Genomic DNA, 21,919 nt, shown 5'->3' with positions numbered 1-21,919 from the left:
TTTTTTTGGTTACTTTTTGTATCAGACAAAAAGTGACAAATATTCAATAGCGGTTCAAATGCTCAGCGCATTCGTAGAAATTTATCGTTTGAAACGATCCAAATACCCACTAAAGCCCCCGCTTCTCGTGCGCCCTTCTGATCGCATCTTCCAGCACCAGCAAGCCTTCCGCCAGTTGATTGCGCGTGATGACCAAGGGTGGCAACAAGCGGATGCAATTGGAATACAAACCTGCCCGGATCAGCAAGATGCCGTGTGCGGTGGCATCCTTGATGATTTCGAGGGTCAATTCAGGATCGGGGGTTTTGCTTTGGCGGTCTTTGACGAATTCCACCAGGCGCATGGCGCCCAGGCCGCGTACATCGCCTACGAGTGGGTATTTCTTTTTCCAGGCCTCCATGGTGCGGCGCATCTGCTCCCCTACCCTTTCCGTTTTTTGTTGAAAACCAGAACTGATGATGGTTTTTACCGCTTCAATTGCGGCTACACAAGCAACGGGGCTTCCCCCATAAGTTCCACCCACTCCACCCGGATGCGGGGAATCCATGATTTCAGCTTTGCCGATCAGCGCAGCAATCGGCATTCCAGCACCCATACTTTTGGCGGTGGTGATCATATCGGGTACGACTCCGGCGTGCTCGCAAGCCCAAAGTTTGCCGGTACGGCCCATGCCACACTGGATTTCATCAAAAATCAACACGATGCCGTGCTGATCTGCAATGTCGCGCAGCTTTTGCAAAAAAGGAGCAGGGATGGGAATAAAGCCCCCCTCTCCCAGCACAGGCTCAATCAAAATGGCCGCCACAGCCGCAGGATCGACCTGTGAGATCAGGGCTTCGTCGAGGCGAGCCAGGCAGTAATCAAGGTATTTTGGCGCACTCATGCCCTCTGGAATCCGGTACATGTTGGGTGCAGGCAGGCGATAAATGTCGCTCGCCATGGAGCCAAATCCTTTTTTGAAGAGGTTGTACTTGCTGGTCAAACTGAGCGTCAGGTGGGTACGCCCGTGGTACGCGCCTTCAAACACGATCACTGCCGGGCGCTGGGTGTAGTATTTGGCAATGTTGACCGCATTTTCAACGGCTTCCGAACCAGAATTGCACAACAAGGTTTTTTTGGCAAAATCACCCGGAGCAATCCGATTGAGCAATTCGGCCAACTGGATCGGCGCTTCCATGGTGGTCACAATCTGGCAAGTATGGATGAATTTGTCCAATTGTCGCTTTACCGCATTGACCACATTGGCGGGAGAATGCCCCACATTGATCATGCCAATGCCTCCGGCAAAATCCAGCAGGGTATTGCCATCCACATCCTTGATTACGGCACCTCGTGCAGAAGCAACCACTACATCCGTTGACCTGGCCGCTCCGGCTGGCAACGCTGCTGCCCGACGGGCCAAGATTTCTTGACCTTTAGGGCCGGGTATTGCGGTCAAGAGCTGAATGCTGGGCTTGGCGCTGTTTTTGGTTTTGGTTTCCATATGTTTGATCAGACTTTTTTATCTACACTCAAAATCATCAAAACCCCGCCATTGCCACATTGTGGGTCGTCGAGGTAATTGTGAATCAATTTTTGGGGTTCGGCGCCCATGCGCATTTGGGTACTTACTGTAGGGTCGTAAATTTTTCCAGCCACCACTAGCTGATGGTATTCTTCCAGGCTCATCGTGGCTGCGTATTGGGCATAACCATTGGGCATGCCGACAATGATTTGGCCTTTGAGTCCCAGTTGTCGACAAATTTCCTGTCGGGCGCGGTACATTTCCCGGGCAAGTCCTCTCCCCCGGTAATCGGGATGCACGCCCATGTCCATTCCGTACAACCAATCGCCCTCTGGCTCGTGGGTATTGAACCACAAATTGTCCGAAACATCCAAAAAAGTATGGTCTTCCAGGCTAAAGTGGTACCGAATCGAACTGGTCATGCCGATCACCTCATCCCCATTCAGCAGCACCAATTGCCCTGCGGGAAAAACGGCCAAATGGTGTAGGTAATGGCGTTCGGACATGCGTTCTTCATCCGCCAGGGTGGGAAAAACGATGCGTTGCAAGGTATCCAAAGCTTTGGCATGCTGCCCTTGAGTCAGTTGAAGTATGATGCCGTTGTCAAGCTCTTTTTGGTACATGGACTGAATCAATTTAGTAGTGGGGCAAAAATAAATGTTTATTTTTTTATCGCCCCTTACGCAAAAAACAAAAACAGCACTGCTGCCAAACCTACCGCAATTAAATTGTAAGGCAATGCCGCAAAGGATAGTTCCATATTGTTGCATTCCGTACTGGTAGAAGTAAGCACCGTAACATCCGAGTAAAAACTGGCGTGCGAACCAAAAGCTCCCGCCGAAATCACTGCCGCTAATGTAGCCCACATATTGGCATCCAGAGCCTGTGCCAATGGCACTACGATCGGGATCGCCACGGCATACACGCCCCAGGAAGAAGCTGTGGTATAAGATATAAAACTCAAGACCAGGAAGATCACCATTGGCAACATTCCCTTGGTCAAAACACCTTTGACACTATCGATTACAAAAGGGGTCAGCCCCATCTCATCGCCCACTCGTTTGAGTACGTACGACATGGTCAGAATAGCCAGGGCAAAAACCATACTTTGAAAACCTTCAAAAATGCCGTCGGTAATGGCATCGAAGCTCATCAGGCCACTCCACCAGTAGTAAAAAAAAGTAAACGCCACGCCGACCATCACGCCTTTGAGGGCATCTTTGTCCAAAATTAAGGTTGCAGCAATTAAAACAATCAGGGGCAAGAAAAAGTAACGGGGTTTGGCACCCGGAACCCTGAGTACGTTTTCGTCGGTTTTACTCAAAATGGATTTGGGTGGCGCCAACACCCCAGTCTCCCGAGCGCGGGTTTCGGCCAGTTTGAGTTTTCCCAACAACGGAAATTTACCCAGTGCCAACAACAGGGCGATAATCACCACCACCCAGGCGTAAAACATATATGGAATGAGGTGCAAAAAACCAGTGAATCCGCCACCAGCTTGCACCACTTTGTTTTCTTCCAAAAGTTTGCTTACATAAATGCTCCAGGTGGTCATGGGAATCAGCACACAAATGGGAGCAGCCATGGCGTTGACCTGCAAAGCCAGCATTTCGCGCGAGATGCGGTAGTTGTCGGTGATTTTGCGCATGGTAACCCCCGAAGCCAGGGCGCTCATGTAGTCATCCACAAAAATGAATAAGCCCAACAACCAGGTCACCAGCAAGGCACTGCGCCGGGTTTTGACATACTTCAATACGTATTGCCCAAATGCGAATACCCCTCCTGATTGAATGATCAGGTGAATCAACGATCCGTACAAACCACACACCAGAATGATCCAGGCCATGGTTTCATCGCGCATGGTGGCCACCAACGCATCGATAAAATTACCCGGAAATTCGCTGGGTTTGATGAGGACGAAACCAACCAGACAGCCGATCAACAGCGGCTCGAAAGCCCGCCGGATAAAGATCGCCAAAATGATCACCACGAGGGGTGGAATGAGACAAAGGGCACCGTACTCCATGTATTATGACTTTGCGGGTTTGCATTTACAGATCTCCAGTACTGATCAGCTTTTTCTCCAAATATTCGTGCAGCCCTTCTTCACCACACTCGTAGCCGAGTCCACTTTGTTTCCAACCACCAAAGGGTGCTTCAGTAGCATGGGCAGCCCATTCGTTGATGCCCACAATGCCAAACTCCAGTGCCTCGGAAACTTTTATCGAGGTGCGCAGGTCATTGGTCCAAAGATAACTGGCCAAACCGTACTCAGTATCATTGGCCAGTGCAATGGCTTCATCCGTACTTGAAAATGGCGTAACGCCCAGCACGGGACCAAAAACTTCCTTCCGGAAAATATCGTAGTCGGGGCTTACGTCAGAAAGTACGGTGGGTGTATAAAAGAAGCCTTTGGAGAATTGAGTGGGGCGATGGCCTCCGGTACTCAAACGAGCCCCTTGACGGATGCTATTTTGCACCATCTGCTCCACCTGATCCCGCTGGCGGGCATTGATCAGTGGGCCAATTTGGGTGTTGCTATCATCGCCATGCCCTATTTTCAATTGCGACAGGTGAAAGCTGATCCGGTCAACAAATGCAGCATAAATGTCCTGGTGTACCAAAAAGCGTTGGGGAGAAACACAGACCTGACCACAGTTCCGCGATTTGGCAATGGCCGCACTATGGGCCACCGCCTCAAGATTGACATCCGGGAAAATCAGACACGGCGCATTGCCGCCCAATTCGAGCGATAGTTTGGTATTGGTGCGCGAGGCTCCTTCCAACAAGATTTTACCGACCCGGGTACTGCCTACGAAATGGATTTTGCGTACTTCGGGGCGGGACAAAAGTGCTTCGCCAATTTCGGCAGCATTGCCCAAAACAAGATTGGCAACACCAGCTGGCATTCCGGCTTCAATCAGCAATTCCATCAAAGCCATTGCGGTGAGTGGGGTATATTCACTGGGTTTGGCCACAATGGTACAACCCGCAGCCAGTGCAGCAGCCCACACCCGACAAAGGTTCCACACCGGGAAATTCCAGGCGGTGATGATGCCTACGACGCCGATGGGTTGGGAGATTACCGACATGCGTTTGTTGTTGCGACTGGCGGGAATGGTTCGTCCATAGTTGCGTTTGGCTTCTTCGGCGTACCACTCAAAAAACTGGGCAGCCACCACCCATTCTCCAACAGCTTCAGGCATCGGCTTGCCCGCTTCGGAAATGGTAATTTGGGCAAGCTCCTTGCTGCGCACCCGCATCAAATCGGCAACTTTTTTCAGCACCTCCGCGCGTTGCCAGGCATTGGTGCCTTTCCAGGCAGGAAAGGCTGCGGCTGCGGCATCGATGGCCACTTGAACATCGGCGGTGCCGCCAAAAGGAACACTGGCGATCACTTCTTCCGTTGCCGGGTTGACCACGGCCCAGATTCCTTCGTTGATGGCATCCAGCCAATTGCCGTTGATGTGGTTTTTTTGCATGTTTATTGCGCTTTGGGGGTTCGGTTCATTATAAAACTCAAATCTAAAAACTTATGCTCTCACATTAAGCAGCAAACGCAATTGTGAATTCGTTTCACACGAAATATTTTACGAAAGTGTCGAATAGAAAACCGCTATTCCGCTTTGCTATCGATATTTCAGGTTTGGCGGACGTTTAAGTGCTGCGTAATGTGAGTTATGCACACAAATGCAGCAATTCCTCGCGCAAGATCGCCAATCCTTTCATCAACATTTCTTCGCTGATCACCAGAGGGCAAAGTACGCGGATTACATTGCCGTAAACGCCTGCACTGATCAAAAAGAGGCCACGAGAAATACAAGCGGTGACCAACTGTTTGGTCAATTCTGCATCAGGCAAGTTCGGGTTTTGGTTTTTCACCAATTCAATGGCCACCATTGCACCCAGGCCACGCACATCTCCAATCGCCGAGCACTCTTTTTTGAGGTCGGTAAAAAAGTGCAACAAGGTTTGACCAATTTGTTCCCCTTTTTGGTTGATGTCGATTTCTTGCATGTATTCAACCGAGGCCAAGGCGCCTGCACATGCTACGGGATTGCCTGAATATGTGCCACCTAAAGTACCCGGCAATGCCTTGTCCATTACTTCGGCTTTGCCCATCACTGCGCCAATCGGAATACCTGAACCCAGGGATTTTGCCCAGGTGGAAATATCCGGGATCACTCCGTAATGCTCGTAAGCTGCCCATTTTCCGGTACGGCCAAAGCCGGATTGGACTTCATCCAAAATCAGCAGGATGCCGTGTTGGTCGCAAATTTCGCGCAAGCCTTGCAGGTAGCGCAGTGGAGTAACGTAAAAACCACCCTCGCCCTGAACGGGTTCAACAATCACCGCCGCAACATTGTCGGGAGCGACAACCGTACTCAAGTATTTTTTAAAATTTTCCAGTTCTTGTTCCACGAAAGCATAAAATTCCTGGCCATGACCATTGTGGTAATAATCCGGGAATGGCAAGCGGTATATTTCAGGGGCAAAAGGCCCGCAACCGGTTTTGTAACTCACTTTAGAGGTCAAACTCATGCCCATCAAAGTACGTCCGTGAAATCCGCCAGTGTAACAAATAATGCCTTGCCGACCAGTGGCCTGGCGGGCTATTTTCACTGCGTTTTCGACCGCTTCAGCACCACTGCTGACAAACATGACCTTGGTCTCCTCGCCGTGGGGCAATATTTCAACCAACTTCTCGGCCAGTAATACGTAAGGCTCATGGGTGAGTACGTTGAAAAACGTATGCATCAGCGTTTGAGCCTGCTTGGCGATGGCCTCGCTGACGGGAGCGGGGCAATGCCCGGCATTGAGAACGCCAATGCCTCCGCTGAAATCAATGTATTCGTTGCCTTCAACATCGAAAAAAATAGCGCCCTTGGCCGAAACTGCATTGAGCGTTGAGGTCGTAAACATGGCTTTGGGCAGCACGCGATTGCGTCTTGCCATTAGTTCTGCGGATGTCATTCCTTGGTATTTTTCAACTATTAATATAATGAGTTTTTGCAACACAAAACTCTTTGATGCCCGCTTCGGAAAGCTCGCGGCCATAGCCAGATCTTTTCACGCCACCGATAGGCAAACGCGAATCGGAACGCACCACTGCGTTGACAAATACGCTACCGACTTCGAGTTGGCGTCCAATGGATTTGGCTTTGTCGAGGTCTTGCGTCCAAATGGCCGCACTCAGGCCATAGCGGGAAGCATTGGCCAATTGAATGGCTTCTTCTTCCGAAGCAAAAGTTGTAATGGCAGCCAGTGGGCCGAAGGTTTCTTCTTTAAAAACCACCGAATCCGGGCTGACGTTATCCAGCAAGGTGGGTTCAAAATTGCAGCCATCCCGTTTGCCGCCACAGAGTAGCGTTGCTCCTTGGGCAAGTGCTTTGTGGAGTTGGCGTTCCAGTCCTTCAGCAAGGTCGATGCGGGCTAAGGGGCCCATTTTGGTACTAGAATCCAGGGGATCACCTTGGGTTAAGCCCTGAATTAAGGACAGAATTTTATCGGTAAAGACAGCCTTGATGTCCTGGTGTACCAAAAAACGTTTGGCGGCTATGCACACTTGTCCGGCATTCATCATGCGGGATTGGACGGCGGCAGCAGCGGCTTTGTCCAGATCAGCATCAGGAAGCACGATGAGCGCATCGCTGCCTCCAAGTTCGAGTATAGACTTCTTGATGTGGCTACCCGCCAATGCCGCTACAGATGCGCCAGCCCTTTCGCTGCCGGTGAGGGTCACCATACCCACCCGATCATCGGCTACCAGGCGGTGTACCGCATCCACATCGGCAATGATGGCTTGAAATACGCCCTCCGGGAAACCAACTGCCCGAAAGGCCCTCTCGATGGCCAAAGCACAACCAAATACATTGGGCGCGTGCTTGAGCAAGGTGACATTGCCAGCCATCAAGGCGGGAACTGCATAGCGAAACACTTGCCAAAATGGGAAATTCCAGGGCATAATGGCCAGAATGATGCCGATGGGTTCGTAACTCACGCCGCTGTAAGTTGTGGCATCGGTTGGGATGTCGTCGGCGTGCAGCAAAGCTTCGGCATGTTGGGCATAGTGTATGCATTGCCCGGCACATTTTTCGATTTCGCCGAGGGCTTCTGGCAATATCTTGCCCATTTCCTGGGTCATCAGCAGGGCCAGTTCTGCTTTGTGCTCGCGCAGGTATTGTGCCAATTGTTCAAAACAGATAGCCCTTTCTGCAAAGCTGCGTTTCGCCCAATCGCGTTGGTTGCTTTGTGCCCATTCCAGTTTGACTTCCAGCTCAACGTCACTGGCTTCCATGTATTCGCCGATGATTTCCTGGGTGTAGGGGTTTAAGGACTTGAAGAATTTTGGCATGAGTGGTTGTTTTTTTGTGGTTTCCCACGTTTCTGGGGTTTTACCACCTTTGTGGTCATTTACCACGTTCGTGGGGTTTTACCACGAATAAATTCGTGGGGTGGGGCTGTGGGTGGCCTCCCACGACTGAAGTCGTGGGTTGGCGGAGGGATGAAAGGTGATGCAGCGCTGGATTTTGTCTTTGGTGACTTGTATGCTATTCCCCAATTCTGCGTACTCCTGATCTTCCCCATTTGTAGACTTTCAGGTACATGTTGATTTCGTATTTGCGGACGTGGTTGATTTTGTCCATGTTGTTGCGCAGGATTTCCATCAGGTGAGTGTTGTCGCGGCACATGACGTTGATTTCCAATTGAAAATCTCCGGTACGCAAGGCGAGGAAACAAACTTCGGGCATTGCTTGAAGTTCTTCGGCTACCCGCTCTACGTTGGCAACGGTATCTACTTGTACCTGAATGGCGGCATAGGCATTGAGTCCGACCCGTTCGGGTTCAACGCGGCCAACAATGGTCAGGATGCCACAATCGACCAGGTTCATGTAGCGCTTGCTGATGGTACTCACGGCCATGCCCATCTCTTTGGCAAGGTCGGAAAAAGATTTTCGACCGTCTTCCTGCAAGGTTTGCAGAATAATATGATCGATTTCATCTGGTTGGTAATTGTTTGTGTTGGCGTTTTCCAAAGCAGGTTGTATTATTGGAGTAAAAATAGAGAATCATTTGAGAAATTCAGGGAAATGAGAAAATATTTTTGATTTTTAAATCAAAAATCGAATTATTTTTGAATAAGTATTGAACCTGATTATCCCTAAAGCCTATGTCTACACTGTGGTTGTTTGGTCTTTTGCTCGGAAGTGTCGGATTGATTGTGTGGTGCACTGCCCGTTGGCGCATGCATCCCTTCCTGGTGTTGTTTCTGGTTGCATTGTTGTTGGGACTGGTTTCGGGGATGCCGCTGGACAAAATTGTAGATACCTTGAAAGAAGGTTTTGGCGAAACCATGAAAAAAATTGGTTTGGTCATCATCCTGGGGACAGTTCTGGGGGTATTGTTGGAACGCAGCAAAGCGACTTTGCGCATGGCCAATTTTATTCTTGGCCTGGTGGGTGAGAATCGTGCCCCTGCGGCCTTGTCAATGACTGGTTTTCTGGTAGGGTTGCCCATTTTTTGTGATTCTGGGTTCATCATTCTCAATGGGCTGAAGCAGTCCTTGGTGCGCCGTACCCCTTTTGGCATGCCCTTGATGACGTTGTGCTTGGCGACTGCGTTATACGGCGTACATTGCCTGGTGCCACCCCATCCAGGCATCGCGGCTGCGGCAGTTACAATGGGCGCAGATTTGGGCATGGTGATGCTGGTGGGCATGGGCATTTCGATCCCACTGACCTGGTTGGGCTACATTTGGGCTTTGCGATTTGGACCTAAAATTGAAGACTCTGCGCAGCAAAGCGAACATGAGCATCTGGATGAACCCGAAGATTTGCCCTCTATCTGGCGGGCATTTCTCCCCGTAATGCTGCCCATTTTTTTAATCGGTCTGAAGTCTCTTGTTTTCCTGGGTAGAGCCCCGGAAAATGCAATGAATAGTTGGTTGAAGCTGCTGAGTTTACTGGGTGATCCGGTGATTGCGCTGCTGTGTGCCATCGTTTTGGCCGCAATAATTTTACCCAAACAGGATCATTTTCAATTGCTCCAGAAATGGTTTGGGGAAGGCATTGAAAAAGCGGGCCCAATTCTGGCCATTATTGCAGGTGGGGGTACATTTGGCGCCATGCTGAAGGCAACAGAGATGAGTACGGGGTTGGCCAACAGCATCATGGACTGGCATTTGGGTTTATTTTTTCCTTTTCTATTGGCCGCAATTCTAAAAACGGCGCAAGGCTCATCTACAGTGGCAGTGATTACCGCCGCAAGCATTGTTGCACCGGCGCTATCTGGATTAGGATTGGACAGTGAATGGGGGCGCACCCTGGCCGTGTTGTCTTTGGGCGCAGGTTCTATGGTGGTTTCGCACGCCAATGATGCTTATTTTTGGGTAATTGCTACTTTCTCAAATTTAAGATCAGATACCTTGTACCGGCTTTATACGCCAGTCACCGCCGTAATGGGGATAGTGGCTCAACTGTTGGTTTGGCTACTGAGTTTGGGTTTGCAATAAAACTACATGGGTTCTTCATTATCGGGCAAATTAAACCTCGGCACCTGGGGTATTTCAATACCCGCCTGATCAAAACGTTTTTTCACCGACTCGTACATATCGCAAGAGATAACGAAGGCATCGGCAGAGTTTTTGGCCCAAATCCAGGCACGAAAGCGGATGCCGTATTCATCTACCCGGAGTACCCGCACGGTTACTTCGGGTTTTCCATTTTCAATGTCTTCCGGTTTGCGGGTATCGATGCGCAAAGGGTGATTGAGTGCTTCTTCAAACAGAATGGCTTTGGCCAGATCTATATCCGTATGGGTATCCACTGAAATCTCAAACCATTTACAAATTTTATCATCGCCAAAGTCGGCATTGACAATGACCTCCTGGTTGATGACCGAATTGGGAATAATGATGCGGCGGTTTTCAAAATCGCGAATTACCGTATGCCGCAGGGTGATGTCTTCTACTACACCCGTCATGGTGTTGTCGTGAATGCGCAAGCGGTCGTTGATGCTAAATGGCTTAAAAATGACGATAAAAATGCCACTCACCACATTGGACAAGGCATTCTGTGAGGCCAAACCAATGGCGATGGCCAAAATCCCTGCCGCACCCAATAAGGAACTGGCAAGCGCTTTGAGGCTGGGAACGGAAGAAATGGCCCAACTGATGCCGATTACATAGATCAATCCAGATAAAAAATGCCGGAGAAAAAAATAGTGAATGGGGTCGCCTTTGATCAGTTTGGTTGCTTTCTCAATGAAGCGTTTGGATACGCCATCCATGATGTAGGCAACCAAAGCAGTTAACAACAAGATGCCAATAAATGCCCCAATGATTTCGAGGCGGGCGCTTAATACTTCGTTCATTTCAGGAAATGTTCGTGTAACGCAAAATTAGCGTTTTTAAAGAAAACAATTTAATGTAGAAGCAAGATGTGAAAGAAGTAAGAAAAATTTAACCCTGAGCACAAAACCCAAATCTATCTCCAATGTTTTTAACTTGCGGCGTTAAAAAACACGACTATGAATTTTTGGCTTGTCAAATCAGAACCCGACGCTTACAGCTACGATGAATTGGAAACTACAGGCCGAGGCATGTGGGATGGCGTACGCAACTACGGGGCACGCAACAACTTGCGTGCGATGAAAGAAGGAGATCAAGTGTTTTTTTACCACAGCAACATCGGCATGGAAATCGTCGGGATTTGCCAGGTCGCCAAAGAACATTACCCAGATCCAACCGCAGAAAAAGGCGATTGGTCGGTAGTGGAAGTGGTTCCGGTACGCCGACTCAACCGCGCCATTTCCCTCAAAGAGATCAAAGCTACCCCTGAATTGGCCAATATTGCCCTCATCCGCCAGAGTCGCCTTTCGGTGATGCCACTAACGCCAGATGAGTTTACCCAAATATTAAAGATGAGTGAATTATGATGTTTTGGCAATCCTTTTGATGAAAAAAGGCATTGCGGTTTAAGACCAAAGCATGTTGCGTCCTGCCTTGATGTATTTTTTGACATTGAGCCAAAAAGCCATCACCAGGTACACAATGATTGGTGAACCCAAAGTGACAAAAGAGGAATAAATAAAATACAACCTTACCCGATCCGGCGATAAGCCCATCTTTTGGCCAACATAACTGCATACACCGAAAGCCGAACGTGCTACCAGGGACTTCACTTCTTTCATAGCTGTTTCGTTTAAAAAAAGACATTACCATTAGTAGTGGGGCAAAATAAGTGTTCATTTTCTTTGAGCCAAAGGATTAGATAAGACAGTTAAAATGAACCGCTTACTCATCTAATCCTTTGGCAAAATGAAACACTTATTTTTTTATCACCCCTTAGGATAATGCAAATTAACGAATTATCCGGCAAAAGTGAGCTTAGATATTGCAGTTTTGGTTTTTGGGTTACACAAAATTTTACACGAGCATGTAAAATCGTGTGCAACCCAAAAACAAAGCCTTAAATCCCCATACAAACAAACAATCCAATACCTCCCAAAAGGGCCAAAGCAAACAACAAAAAGCTTTCAGTGGTGCGCTTGCGCTGAGAAATTGCAATGTGTTTCATAGTAAAAATATTTTAGTGTTTGATAATGCGATTAAACAACATATTTACGTTTTTCGTCCGCGCAATTACCTCCTGAGAATGCACAGCATTAAAGGCAGAGGAGTGCCGGGTCGTCAGTGCGGTTAAGCACTGCGGCAAGCGCAGAAAAACAGCAAAAAGTTTTTGGGTATCAAGCGGTTACTAACCGCTCAAAGCAATACAAAAGCCAAACCATTTAGTTAGAATGCTAAAATTTAAGCATTTGAAACCCAGCAATTCGCACTGTACAAGTAGTGCCAAATGCATTTAGGGTAAAGCATTTACAGTTCCAGTTTGGGGCAAACCAAACCGGCCGGAGAACAAAAACAAAAGTTAGGAACCCTGGTGATGACGCACCAGGAATTTAGTTTACAGAGAAATACAGTGAAGTGGATGGAAAAGAGATGAGCGCAAGACATGCGATGTGTACCCTGTTGCAAGAGTGCATTCAGCTAGTGTTGAACAATGACCTTAGTGTGTAGATATAGTGTCTCAAACGAACTGCTTTTGGCAGCTCGATAACACAAATGTAGTAAATTTTTAATATTACAAAAATTTTTAATCACTTATTTTTTTGACCATCAATGCCGCTGCGCGATGAGATGCGCCAGCATCACCCATAAGTGATTGTAATTCAGTGAATCCTGCTTTAATTGCGGCTCGGTTTTCGGATAAAAATAATTTTAACAACTCATTGTGAAGCTCTTTTGAATTAAAATTATTTTGTATGAGTTCTTTTACCAAAGGCTTGTCAACGATCAGATTGACCAGGGAAATGTACTTGACATCGATGAGTCTTTTGGCGATTTGATAAGAGAGGTTTCCACCTTTATAGCACACAACCTCAGGCACTTGAAACAAGGCTGTTTCCAGGGTTGCTGTGCCTGAAGTGACCAGTGCCGCTTCGGCTTGAGACAGCAAATCGTAGGTTTGTTTTTGCACAAAATTGACGTTTTCCGGGCGTTGTTTCTGCACCAGAATGTCTTCGTAAAACAAGGCTGGAATCGAGGGTGCACCAGCGATTATGAATTGATGATCTGGAAACAGGGGTGCCATTTCCAGCATCACCCCCAGCATACGGATGATTTCTTGTTTGCGGCTTCCGGGCAAAAGCGCGATGATGGGTCGATCATCGAGGCCGTTTTTGCTGCGAAAATCTGGCGCAGCGGCGTAGTCTTTGATCACATCGAGCAGGGGATGCCCTACAAAATCGACATCACATTCGTATTTGGCATAAAAATCCTTTTCAAAAGGCAAGATCACATACATGCGGTCTACATTGGCTTTGATCTGGTGTACACGGCTGGTATGCCAGGCCCAGATTTGTGGCGAAATGTAGTACAAGACTTTTATTCCTTGTTTTTTGGCCCACTTGGCAATGCGCAGATTGAATCCCGGGTAATCGATCAAAATCAGGGCATCTGGCTGGTATTCAAAGATATCCGCTTCACAAAAACGGAAATTGCGCAGGATGGTAGGCAGGTTTTTCACCACTTCTACAAACCCCATAAAGGCCAGATCGCGGTAATGCTTGCGCAGGTCGCCTCCCGCAGCTTGCATCAAATCGCCTCCCCAAATCCGAAATTCGGCTTGTGGGTCTTCAACTTTGAGCGCTTTCATCAAGTTCGAACCGTGCAAATCGCCCGAAGCTTCGCCGGCTATGAGGTAGTATTTCATGGTGATAAGTATGACGCAAAAATTACTTCCCGATTTTTTTAGCGGGTTTTGAATAGGAAGCTCACTTGAAATGAACCTTTCGACTTCCTATTCAAAACCCAAAATTGGTAAGTTAATTTTTCTGCGTTGCTAATGTATTTCTGGTGGTTTACTCTAGCATGTTTTTCCCAAAGTACAGCAACCAGATTACTCCTAGAATGAACGTAGCAATGATGGTGCCACGCATGGCTTTGGTCAAGCGCTGTCGATCCATGAGGTGAAAGGGAATCAAGTTGGTACAAATGGCCAGGAGGTAAACGGTACGGGGTGCAATCACTGATTCGCCATCGGCGGTGAGTTCTGGAAACCAAATGTCCAGTTTTTCAGACAGCATCAAAAGAAAGGCATAGGCTACAAAGGGAACCAAAATGCCCGCGACTACTCCTACCCAAATTTGATTGCGGTCAATATTCATGGTGATTAGATTCTATGCTTGCTTTAAACTTTGATTGAAAAATCCAATGTCTTCAATTCTTCCAATGCCTCATAATTGGTCAAATCATGCTTGGAAGGCACCAGTGAGATGTAGCCATTTTCGAGCGCCCAAACATCGGTATCGGTGTTCTGGTCTTCATTAACAAAACGGCCAGTCAGCCAGTAGTATTTTTGGCCCCGGGGATCGGTGGCTTCTGCAAATTCTTCTACCCAACGCGCATCGGCCTGGCGGCTTACCTTGATGCCCTTGATTTCAGCAACGGGCAAGTCGGGGATGTTGACATTCCAGAGGTTTCCTTTGTCCATGCCATGTTCCAAAACGTATTCCATCAAGCTCTTGGCAAAAGGGACGCAGGCCGAAAAATCAGCCCGGGGAGAATAATTCAAAAAAGAAAAACCAATCGAAGGAATTCCTTCAAGGGAAGCTTCCATGGCGGCAGAAAGGGTGCCAGAATAGATGATGTTGATGGCTGCGTTCGAGCCGTGGTTGATCCCCGATACACACAGACTGACTTCCCGGTCTTTGAGCAGGACGTTTTTGGCCAATTTGACACAATCTACCGGAGTGCCAGAACACTCGTAAGCTTCTACGCCCTCAAAAAGATCGACCTTGTACAAACGCAAAGGGTGCTCGATGGTGATCGCGTGGCCTTGTCCCGACTGGGGAGAATCGGGTGCAACTACCACAACATCACCAAGTTGCTTGGCAATGTCAATCAGGGTTTTGATGCCTCTGGCGGCAATGCCATCGTCATTGGTGACCAGAATTAAAGGTTTTTTCATCTCGGGTTGTTGATTCATCTTTAGATCATGTATTTTCGCAGCGCCAAAAATAACCCCATTTGGGGATTCAGGTGGTTTTTGGCAAGAAAATAAACCAAAAGAGGGCAGACTTGTTCCAAAGGTAGTTTGCAAAAATAGTTCAGTTATGGTTTTTGGTAAAAAAGGCGTTTTGCTGGTCAATCTCGGCACCCCCAACTCCCCTAACCGTGGAGATGTATACGTTTATTTGCGTCAGTTTTTGACTGATCCAAGGGTGATTGATATTCCTTGGCTGCCCAGGCAAATTCTGGTTAAAGGGATCATTGCTCCTTTCCGTTCGGGTTCTTCATCCAAATTGTACAAGGAGTTGTGGACGCCGGAAGGCTCTCCCATCAAAATATTTGGCGAGCGAGTGGCGGCTGGGGTACAGGCGGCATTGGGCGACGAGTACATCGTGGAATTGGGCATGCGCTATCAAAATCCGTCGGTTGAATCTGCCTTGAAGAGGTTAATTGACCAGCAAGTCTCAGAAATCACGGTTTTCCCGATGTTTCCGCAATACGCTTCAGCAAGTACGGGCTCGGTGCACGATGAAGTGATGCGTTTGCTGCGCAAAGAACAAGTGATCCCCAACGTCCGTTTCATCAATTCTTATTACGACCATGATCCGATGATCGAGATTTTTGCCGACAATGCGCGAAAATTTGACATCGATTCCTACGATCATATCCTGTTCAGTTTTCACGGCTTGCCACAGCGGCAGATGATCAAGGCTGATTCCTGCAACCATTGTTTGAAATCCGCCGATTGTTGTCAAAGCATTTCCATTAAAAACCAGTTTTGCTATTCAGCCCAGTGCCATGGTACCGCAAAAGCCATCGGCGAGAAGCTGAATTTGACCCCCGATCGCTATACCATTAGTTTTCAAAGCCGTTTGGGAAACGATCCATGGATAAAGCCTTACACCATCGAAGTACTGGAAAAATTAGCCAAACAAGGCGCCAAGCGATTGTTGGTATTCAGCGCAGCATTTGTTGCGGATTGCCTTGAAACGATTGTCGAAATCAGCAGCGAATACCAGGAAGAATTTCACGAAATGGGCGGCGATACGGTGGATTTGGTGCCTAGTTTGAATGATGATCCAAGGTGGATAAAGGTGGTGGCGGATATGGTGAGGTAGGTGAGGTTTTTGGGGTTTCGACATTTACTAAACTTTTAAAGTTTAGTAAATGTCGAAACCCACTACCCATTACCGCATCAATACTTCAAATGAAAAAGCTCCCTTGGGTTCAGCTCATTTTTTTCCTGGATTACGCCTCATTTGCCCTCAGTTCAACCCTACGAATTTTCCCGCTGTTGGTTTTGGGAGCAGGTCTACAAACTCGATGATGCGGGGAATCTTGTAGCTGGCCAAATTCTTTTCACAATGTGCAAACAAGGCATCCGCCAATTCCTGGCTGCCGATTTCTCCTGCCCTGAGGGTTACAAAAGATTTAACCGCACAACCCCGCAATGCGTGGGGACTGGCTACTGCTGCGGTTTCAACAACGGCTTCATACTCGATCAGGACACTCTCCACCTCAAAAGGGCCGATTCTAAAATCTGAGGCTTTGATGACATCATCGTCTCTGCCTAAAAACCAAATGTAGCCTTCTTCATCTTTGTAGGCTTTATCTCCAGTATAGTACAGTCTGTGCAGAAATACTTGTGCTTTGCGATCGGATTCTCCCAGGTAATCCATAAACACGCCATTCGCTCTTGCGTTGTCCATTTTGATGCAGATGCTGCCCTCTTCAAAAGGGGGCTATTCAATGCCATCTTTATTTGCGATGACCAGATCGTACAGGAAAGTAGTTTATGCAGTTGTAAGTTCGTCAAATCATCAAAAGACTCCCGGGCAATGTCTTCGCGTACTTTAACAAAAAAATCCTTGATTTCCATTATTTTGATTTCAGCGTATGAGTAATTAGGTGAACTCACTAACTTTGAACACCAGCTCCCCAAGTTAAATTTAAATTTGAAAATTTAAAGATAGTAAGCACCTGTCTTTGCAGGTTTACTTCTTCATTCACAACCTAACTTCGTCATCAGAATGAACAACCGAAGAAATTTTCTTAAAAAAATCACCTGGGGAGCAGGATTCGCTTCACTGGGTATGCCGCAATTGGTGGAGGCCAAATCCACTGACTTTAACACTATTCAGGAAAATGACGCCCAATCTGCGTTCCTTGGTCAGCAGCAATTTAACATGTGTGGTTTTGCTGCCCCCAAACTGGATAAAGTGCGCATTGGATTCATCGGTTTGGGAAATCGCGGGCCTGGAGCAGTATCCCGTATGAACCTCATTGAAGGAGTAGAAATCGTAGCCCTTTGTGATAAAGATCCTAAAAGGGCATCTGCACAACAAGCAAAGCTGGAAAAAGCAGGTCGCCCCAAAGCCAAAGAATACAGCGGAGAGGAAGGATGGAAAGCAATGTGTGCCAGCAGTGACATTGACCTGGTGTACATCGCAACGCCCTGGAGCATGCATACACCTATGGCCGTATACGCAATGAATCAGGGCAAGCACGTAGCGATAGAAGTACCCGCCGCCAAAACAATCGATGAATGTTGGCAGTTGGTAGAGACTTCAGAAAAGACCAAAAAGCATTGCATGATGCTGGAAAACTGTTGCTACGACTTCTTTGAACAGTTGACCCTGAATATGGTACGCAATGGCCTTTTTGGGGAATTGGTGCATGTCGAAGGTGCATATGTACACGACTTGATTGATTCCAACTTTAGCAAAACTTCTTATTCCGACATGTGGCGCCTGAGGGAAAACATGCGCAATGGCAACTTGTACCCTACACATGGTTTAGGCCCGATTGCGCAATGCCTAAACATCAATCGCGGCGATAAATTTGACCATCTGGTATCTATATCCACCAACGATTTTCAAATGGCAGCCCGTGCCAAGGAAGAAGCAGCAAAAGATCCTTTTTTCAATGAATTCGCCGGCAAAACCTACCGGGGAAACATGAACAATACCATCATTCGAACCAATCACGGCAAAACCGTACTCTTGCAACATGATGTAACGTCAACTCGCCCGTACTCCCGCATCCACCTGCTCAGTGGCACCAAGGGAGTCGCACAAAAATGGCCGGAACCGGTGAGAATTGCGCTTGGAGAAGAATGGATGAAAGAAGCGGAAATGAAAGAAATGGAAGCAAAGTACATCACCCCTCTGGTCAAACACATTGGCGAAATTGCCAAAAAAGTAGGCGGCCACGGCGGCATGGATTTCATCATGGACTGGCGCCTGATCGATTGCTTGAGAAATGGCTTACCACTGGATCAGGATGTGTACGACGCAGCATCCTGGAGTGCAATCGCCCCACTGAGCGAAGCCTCCGTGGCTAAAAAAGGCAAAACTGTTGAGGTGCCCGATTTTACCCGTGGCTCCTGGAACAGCAACAAACCAGTAAGCCTCAGCTTGGAAGGAGGTGCAACCACGGAGATGAGAAAAAGTTAAACACAAACCGCTTATCCAGACACCAGCCGGCGTACACCAGCTGGTGTCTGGATATGTGCTACGAAATAAAGCTGTTCAGATGGATCAATTGGATGCATTAAAAATTTATCCTCAAAGCCCATTCTTTCAAGAGTTGTATTGAGTTGTATGGCATTGGCATGGTAGCCATCCAGGCCGATAAGAAAACAACCGGAGTCGGCAAGTCGGGCGGCAGGATGAGTCTCGGTTTGCCACTGGATCAATAGCGGACAAAGTCCGTTTAGTGACAAGCGGCCAGTGTCGGTGATGGTGATCAACCAGTTGAGGTCACCTCTGCTCATTGGTTCAATGGCCCCAAACCACTCCGGAGCAAGGGCTTGAGCAGCGAATATGTCGTTCGTTTTGGCCACCCAGGCCCGCAGTGAAGGGGCAGCCATCTTCGGCCTTTCATCCAAAGCAAACCAGCGAGACCGATCAGGAAGAGCAGCAGTTGGATTGATTGCAATAACTTCAAGATACAGGCTTTCTCCCAGTTTGAGTAAGCGGTTGTGGGTTCCCATACGGGGATGATCCCCCCCTGGCTGGAGTATTATGCCAAGGGTTTCCTGCACGTACGCCGTGCCCGCTTCAAGAGAAGCTGCTGTAACGACCAGGTGATCGATTGATGATCGAAGGGTTGTTTCCATGGTAAATGATTCCCGAAAATAAGCAACTGACCTAAAAAAACAAAACCCGCCTTGGCGAACCAAAGCGGGCTAGTTGGCATATGTCTATGCAGGAACTAGAGCGATGCTGATTTGACCGTCTTGATGATTACTGCTGCCACTTTGTAAGGGTCAGCAGCAGAGTTTGGACGACGATCTTCCAAATAACCTTTCCAGCCTTTTTCAACGGTAACGACGGGGATGCGGATAGATGCACCACGGTCAGATACACCATAGCTGAAGGTGTCAATGGATTGAGTCTCGTGCTTACCCGTCAAGCGCAAGTGGTTATCTGGGCCATACACAGCGATGTGCTCGGCGATAACCGGACGGAAAGACTCGAGTACTTTTTCGTATACTTCTTTGCTGCCACAAGTGCGGAGCGTTGTATTGGAGAAGTTGGCGTGCATACCGGAACCGTTCCAGTCACCTTTTACAGGCTTGCAATGCCACTCGATGGCTACACCGTGCTCTTCGCCGGTGCGCTCAAGCAAGTAGCGCGCAACCCAGATTTGGTCACCGGCAGATTTTGCGCCTTTGGCGAAAATCTGGAATTCCCACTGGCCAGTTGCAACTTCAGCGTTGATGCCTTCTACGTTCAGGCCCGCCTCAAGACAGATGTCCAGGTGCTCTTCGATGATCTCGCGGCCATAAGCCTTGCCGTATCCTACTGAGCAATAGTATGGCCCCTGTGGAGCTGGGTAGCCACTTTCTGGGAAACCAAGCGGTTTGTTGATAGACGGATCCCAAAGGAAATATTCTTGTTCAAAACCGAACCAGAAATCGTTGTCATCGTCTTCGATGAGGGCACGACCATTTGTAGGGTGAGGAGTACCATCTGCGGTCAATACTTCAGTCATCACCAACCAGCCATTTTTGCGGGTTGGATCAGAGAACAAAGCGACTGGTTTCAACAGACAATCAGAGGAGTTACCTGGAGCCTGCTCGGTAGAGCTTCCATCGAATGACCACATTGGGCAATCTTCCAGTTTTCCGCTAAAATCAGATACAATCTTTGTTTTACTGCGCAAGCTTTGCATAGGTTGATAGCCATCCAACCAAATGTACTCTAGTTTTGCTTTTGCCATGATTGCTTTAAGTTTAAAAATTTTGTGTTTAGAAGATATAAAGGCAGAGTGCTCAAAAGCTGCATGAAAGCAGTAGTTCTTTTGAGCACCCTGTCTATCTCAAAAAAAAATTGAGTTAGAAGTTGTATACTGCAGCCAGTATAAATACTTGACTGGCTTTAAGTGCTTCACTGTCATAAGAAGTAAAGGTGCCTTTGGCTTTGGCATTGTCGAATCGCAATTCTGGAATCAATTTCAAGTTACCAGCGATGGTGATATTGCCTGAAAAAGTCAATGCCAGGATGCTGTTGTCTTTCTCACCATAAAGGAAACCATCATTGTCACTGATTGATTCAGCACGGAAGCCGAACAGGAAGGAATCGCTGAAAGCATACTTGGCGTAAAGTGCGGCACCACCCCAGGTTGCGTCGTTTCCATCTCCATCAGTTAAAATCCGTTGAGCCACGTTCAATCCCAGTCCAAATTTTTCAGTTGCCTGAAAAGTAGCCGTAAGGTCAACCTGGTTACTCATGATTTCGGGTGTAGTTTCTGTCTTTTCAGCAAAGCGACCTCCGAGATAGTTAAAATATGCAGACAATTTTCCGTTGAGATAAGAAAGCTGGGCCCCAACGTGTTTGCCTTTGGTTTTTTCAATCTTGGTATCGGTATCACCAAATACCCCAATCATTGCGCCAAACTTGTCAGAAAGTGCAACGTTTGCCTTGATGCCCGTGTGAAAGAAGGGGCCGTTGGAAAACAAGTACGATGTGCTGTAATTGACATTCAACGGCGCATCAATCACCTCGTATCCGTAGAAAGTACTGAAATTCCCCATAGTGAACTTCAGCGCTTCAAAGGGAGAATAAGTCACGTACAACTGCTTGATCAAGGTCAGTGTGTTGCCATTTACATCAAAACCGATGTTGGCACCTTCGGCACGCGGACCGAAAGCGATGTCAGCACAAAAACCTACTTTTCCTTCCTTTGTGAAGATCACGTTCGCCATACCTAGGGAAAAAGCGTTATTTGACCCTGGGGTAAAGCTAGTCCGCAAAGGAGCATTCCCTGACATGTAATAAGCATCTACAGCTCCTCTAATGGTAAGGGGTGCTGCAACTGAGTCTTTGGGCAATTTACTCCAACGCTGCTTGAAGCGGGAGACCAAAGCCTCATTCAATACTTCAGAATCTTGAGCAAAAGTTAAATTTGCGAGAGAAACAAAAAAAACTAGACATAATGCACTGTAAAGAAGTCTCATGTTTAAATATTTGAGGGTTAGAGAATGAAAAAGCGTCCTAAATCCACGAAATCCGTGAATTGTGGGGAAAAGCAACCAATAATGCCAGCATGGCAAAAATTAGATGCTGATAATCCATTCTCATCTCCTCAAAATTCTTTTGAGAAAATGCGCAAGATGTTTTACCTTTGCTCAGCTTTAGTTGAAAATGGATTACCGTTTTCTTTCGCAGGCTTCCAGATTTCCCACAAATCTCGGAGGCCTTTTTTATTTTTAGGACAGACCTTATCAAGGTCATCGCGAAAGTTAAAAAATAGCTTTAGTTGAAATTCCGGTGTAAATGCCCATTGCTTGACTGCATTGAACTCCCTCTTCGATCCGGTAACGAAGAAAAAAGCATTGC

The 21,919-nt window shown here is 47.6% G+C and carries 20 protein-coding genes; 4 read left to right on the top strand and 16 right to left on the bottom strand.

Annotated elements, in window-relative coordinates:
• Positions 1–109 precede the first annotated feature (109 nt).
• The 7 genes from ABW391_RS18525 to ABW391_RS18495 all read right to left on the bottom strand — a co-directional run bounded on the left by ABW391_RS18525 (position 110) and on the right by ABW391_RS18495 (position 8,541).
• Positions 110–1,483: an aspartate aminotransferase family protein gene (locus tag ABW391_RS18525; protein WP_353483398.1), complete on the bottom strand. Its 1,374-nt coding sequence runs from the start codon at positions 1,481–1,483 to the stop codon at positions 110–112.
• 8 nt (positions 1,484–1,491) lie between these two features.
• The gene (locus ABW391_RS18520; RefSeq protein WP_353483397.1) at positions 1,492–2,127 is read right to left on the bottom strand and encodes a GNAT family N-acetyltransferase; all 636 of its coding nucleotides are present in this window, start codon (positions 2,125–2,127) and stop codon (positions 1,492–1,494) included.
• A 56-nt stretch (positions 2,128–2,183) separates the two neighbouring features.
• Positions 2,184–3,530, bottom strand: coding sequence for a Na+/H+ antiporter NhaC family protein (locus ABW391_RS18515; protein ID WP_353483396.1), 1,347 nt, complete (start codon positions 3,528–3,530; stop codon positions 2,184–2,186).
• Positions 3,531–3,555: 25 nt separating this feature from the next.
• Positions 3,556–4,986, bottom strand: a complete 1,431-nt coding sequence (locus tag ABW391_RS18510) for an NAD-dependent succinate-semialdehyde dehydrogenase (RefSeq protein WP_353483395.1) — start codon at positions 4,984–4,986, stop codon at positions 3,556–3,558.
• A gap of 196 nt (positions 4,987–5,182) precedes the next feature.
• Entirely contained in the window at positions 5,183–6,478 is a 1,296-nt protein-coding gene (locus ABW391_RS18505; RefSeq protein WP_353483394.1) for an aspartate aminotransferase family protein, read from the bottom strand.
• A gap of 13 nt (positions 6,479–6,491) precedes the next feature.
• Entirely contained in the window at positions 6,492–7,859 is a 1,368-nt protein-coding gene (locus ABW391_RS18500; protein ID WP_353483393.1) for an NAD-dependent succinate-semialdehyde dehydrogenase, read from the bottom strand.
• Positions 7,860–8,055: 196 nt separating this feature from the next.
• Positions 8,056–8,541 (bottom strand): Lrp/AsnC family transcriptional regulator, encoded by a 486-nt coding sequence (locus tag ABW391_RS18495; RefSeq protein WP_353483392.1) that lies wholly within the window; start codon positions 8,539–8,541, stop codon positions 8,056–8,058.
• A gap of 134 nt (positions 8,542–8,675) precedes the next feature.
• Between ABW391_RS18495 and ABW391_RS18490 the strand changes: the two genes are divergently transcribed.
• On the top strand, positions 8,676–10,016 hold the full coding sequence (locus tag ABW391_RS18490) for a GntP family permease (protein WP_353483391.1): 1,341 nt from the start codon (positions 8,676–8,678) through the stop codon (positions 10,014–10,016).
• Positions 10,017–10,018: 2 nt separating this feature from the next.
• On the opposite strand, the gene ABW391_RS18485 is transcribed toward ABW391_RS18490, so the two are convergent.
• Entirely contained in the window at positions 10,019–10,876 is an 858-nt protein-coding gene (locus tag ABW391_RS18485) for a mechanosensitive ion channel family protein (protein ID WP_353483390.1), read from the bottom strand.
• A gap of 156 nt (positions 10,877–11,032) precedes the next feature.
• On the opposite strand from ABW391_RS18485, the gene ABW391_RS18480 reads away from it, so the two are divergent.
• Entirely contained in the window at positions 11,033–11,440 is a 408-nt protein-coding gene (locus ABW391_RS18480; protein WP_353483389.1) for an EVE domain-containing protein, read from the top strand.
• 39 nt (positions 11,441–11,479) lie between these two features.
• On the opposite strand, the gene ABW391_RS18475 is transcribed toward ABW391_RS18480, so the two are convergent.
• The 4 genes from ABW391_RS18475 to surE form a co-directional block, all read right to left on the bottom strand.
• Positions 11,480–11,695 (bottom strand): PspC domain-containing protein, encoded by a 216-nt coding sequence (locus ABW391_RS18475; protein ID WP_353483388.1) that lies wholly within the window; start codon positions 11,693–11,695, stop codon positions 11,480–11,482.
• A 962-nt stretch (positions 11,696–12,657) separates the two neighbouring features.
• On the bottom strand, positions 12,658–13,776 hold the full coding sequence (lpxB, locus tag ABW391_RS18470; RefSeq protein ID WP_353483387.1) for a lipid-A-disaccharide synthase: 1,119 nt from the start codon (positions 13,774–13,776) through the stop codon (positions 12,658–12,660).
• A 148-nt stretch (positions 13,777–13,924) separates the two neighbouring features.
• A complete protein-coding gene (locus ABW391_RS18465; RefSeq protein ID WP_353483386.1) occupies positions 13,925–14,230 on the bottom strand; it encodes a hypothetical protein in 306 nt (101 codons plus the stop codon).
• A 23-nt stretch (positions 14,231–14,253) separates the two neighbouring features.
• Positions 14,254–15,033 carry a 5'/3'-nucleotidase SurE gene (gene surE, locus ABW391_RS18460; RefSeq protein WP_353483385.1) on the bottom strand — a complete coding sequence of 260 codons (780 nt, stop codon included), beginning with the start codon at positions 15,031–15,033 and terminating at the stop codon, positions 14,254–14,256.
• A gap of 145 nt (positions 15,034–15,178) precedes the next feature.
• On the opposite strand from surE, the gene hemH reads away from it, so the two are divergent.
• Complete coding sequence (gene hemH / locus ABW391_RS18455; protein ID WP_353483384.1) at positions 15,179–16,192, top strand: ferrochelatase; 1,014 nt, start codon at positions 15,179–15,181, stop codon at positions 16,190–16,192.
• A gap of 147 nt (positions 16,193–16,339) precedes the next feature.
• Here the strand turns inward: hemH and ABW391_RS18450 are convergent, their stop codons facing one another.
• Positions 16,340–16,783, bottom strand: coding sequence for an AMP-binding enzyme (locus tag ABW391_RS18450; protein ID WP_353483383.1), 444 nt, complete (start codon positions 16,781–16,783; stop codon positions 16,340–16,342).
• Between the two features lie 321 nt (positions 16,784–17,104).
• Here ABW391_RS18450 and ABW391_RS18445 point away from each other — a divergent pair, with 321 nt between their 5' ends.
• Positions 17,105–18,529: a Gfo/Idh/MocA family protein gene (locus ABW391_RS18445; RefSeq protein ID WP_353483382.1), complete on the top strand. Its 1,425-nt coding sequence runs from the start codon at positions 17,105–17,107 to the stop codon at positions 18,527–18,529.
• Between the two features lie 11 nt (positions 18,530–18,540).
• On the opposite strand, the gene ABW391_RS18440 is transcribed toward ABW391_RS18445, so the two are convergent.
• The 3 genes from ABW391_RS18440 to ABW391_RS18430 all read right to left on the bottom strand — a co-directional run bounded on the left by ABW391_RS18440 (position 18,541) and on the right by ABW391_RS18430 (position 21,537).
• Positions 18,541–19,194, bottom strand: coding sequence for a VOC family protein (locus ABW391_RS18440; protein ID WP_353483381.1), 654 nt, complete (start codon positions 19,192–19,194; stop codon positions 18,541–18,543).
• 95 nt (positions 19,195–19,289) lie between these two features.
• Positions 19,290–20,300 carry a glutamine synthetase beta-grasp domain-containing protein gene (locus ABW391_RS18435; RefSeq protein ID WP_353483380.1) on the bottom strand — a complete coding sequence of 337 codons (1,011 nt, stop codon included), beginning with the start codon at positions 20,298–20,300 and terminating at the stop codon, positions 19,290–19,292.
• 115 nt (positions 20,301–20,415) lie between these two features.
• Entirely contained in the window at positions 20,416–21,537 is a 1,122-nt protein-coding gene (locus tag ABW391_RS18430; RefSeq protein WP_353483379.1) for a porin, read from the bottom strand.
• Positions 21,538–21,919 lie beyond the last annotated feature (382 nt).

Source organism: Haliscomenobacter sp., from assembly GCF_040403615.1.
GTDB lineage: Bacteria > Bacteroidota > Bacteroidia > Chitinophagales > Saprospiraceae > Haliscomenobacter.
This window is presented reverse-complemented; position numbering and strand designations above follow the sequence as displayed.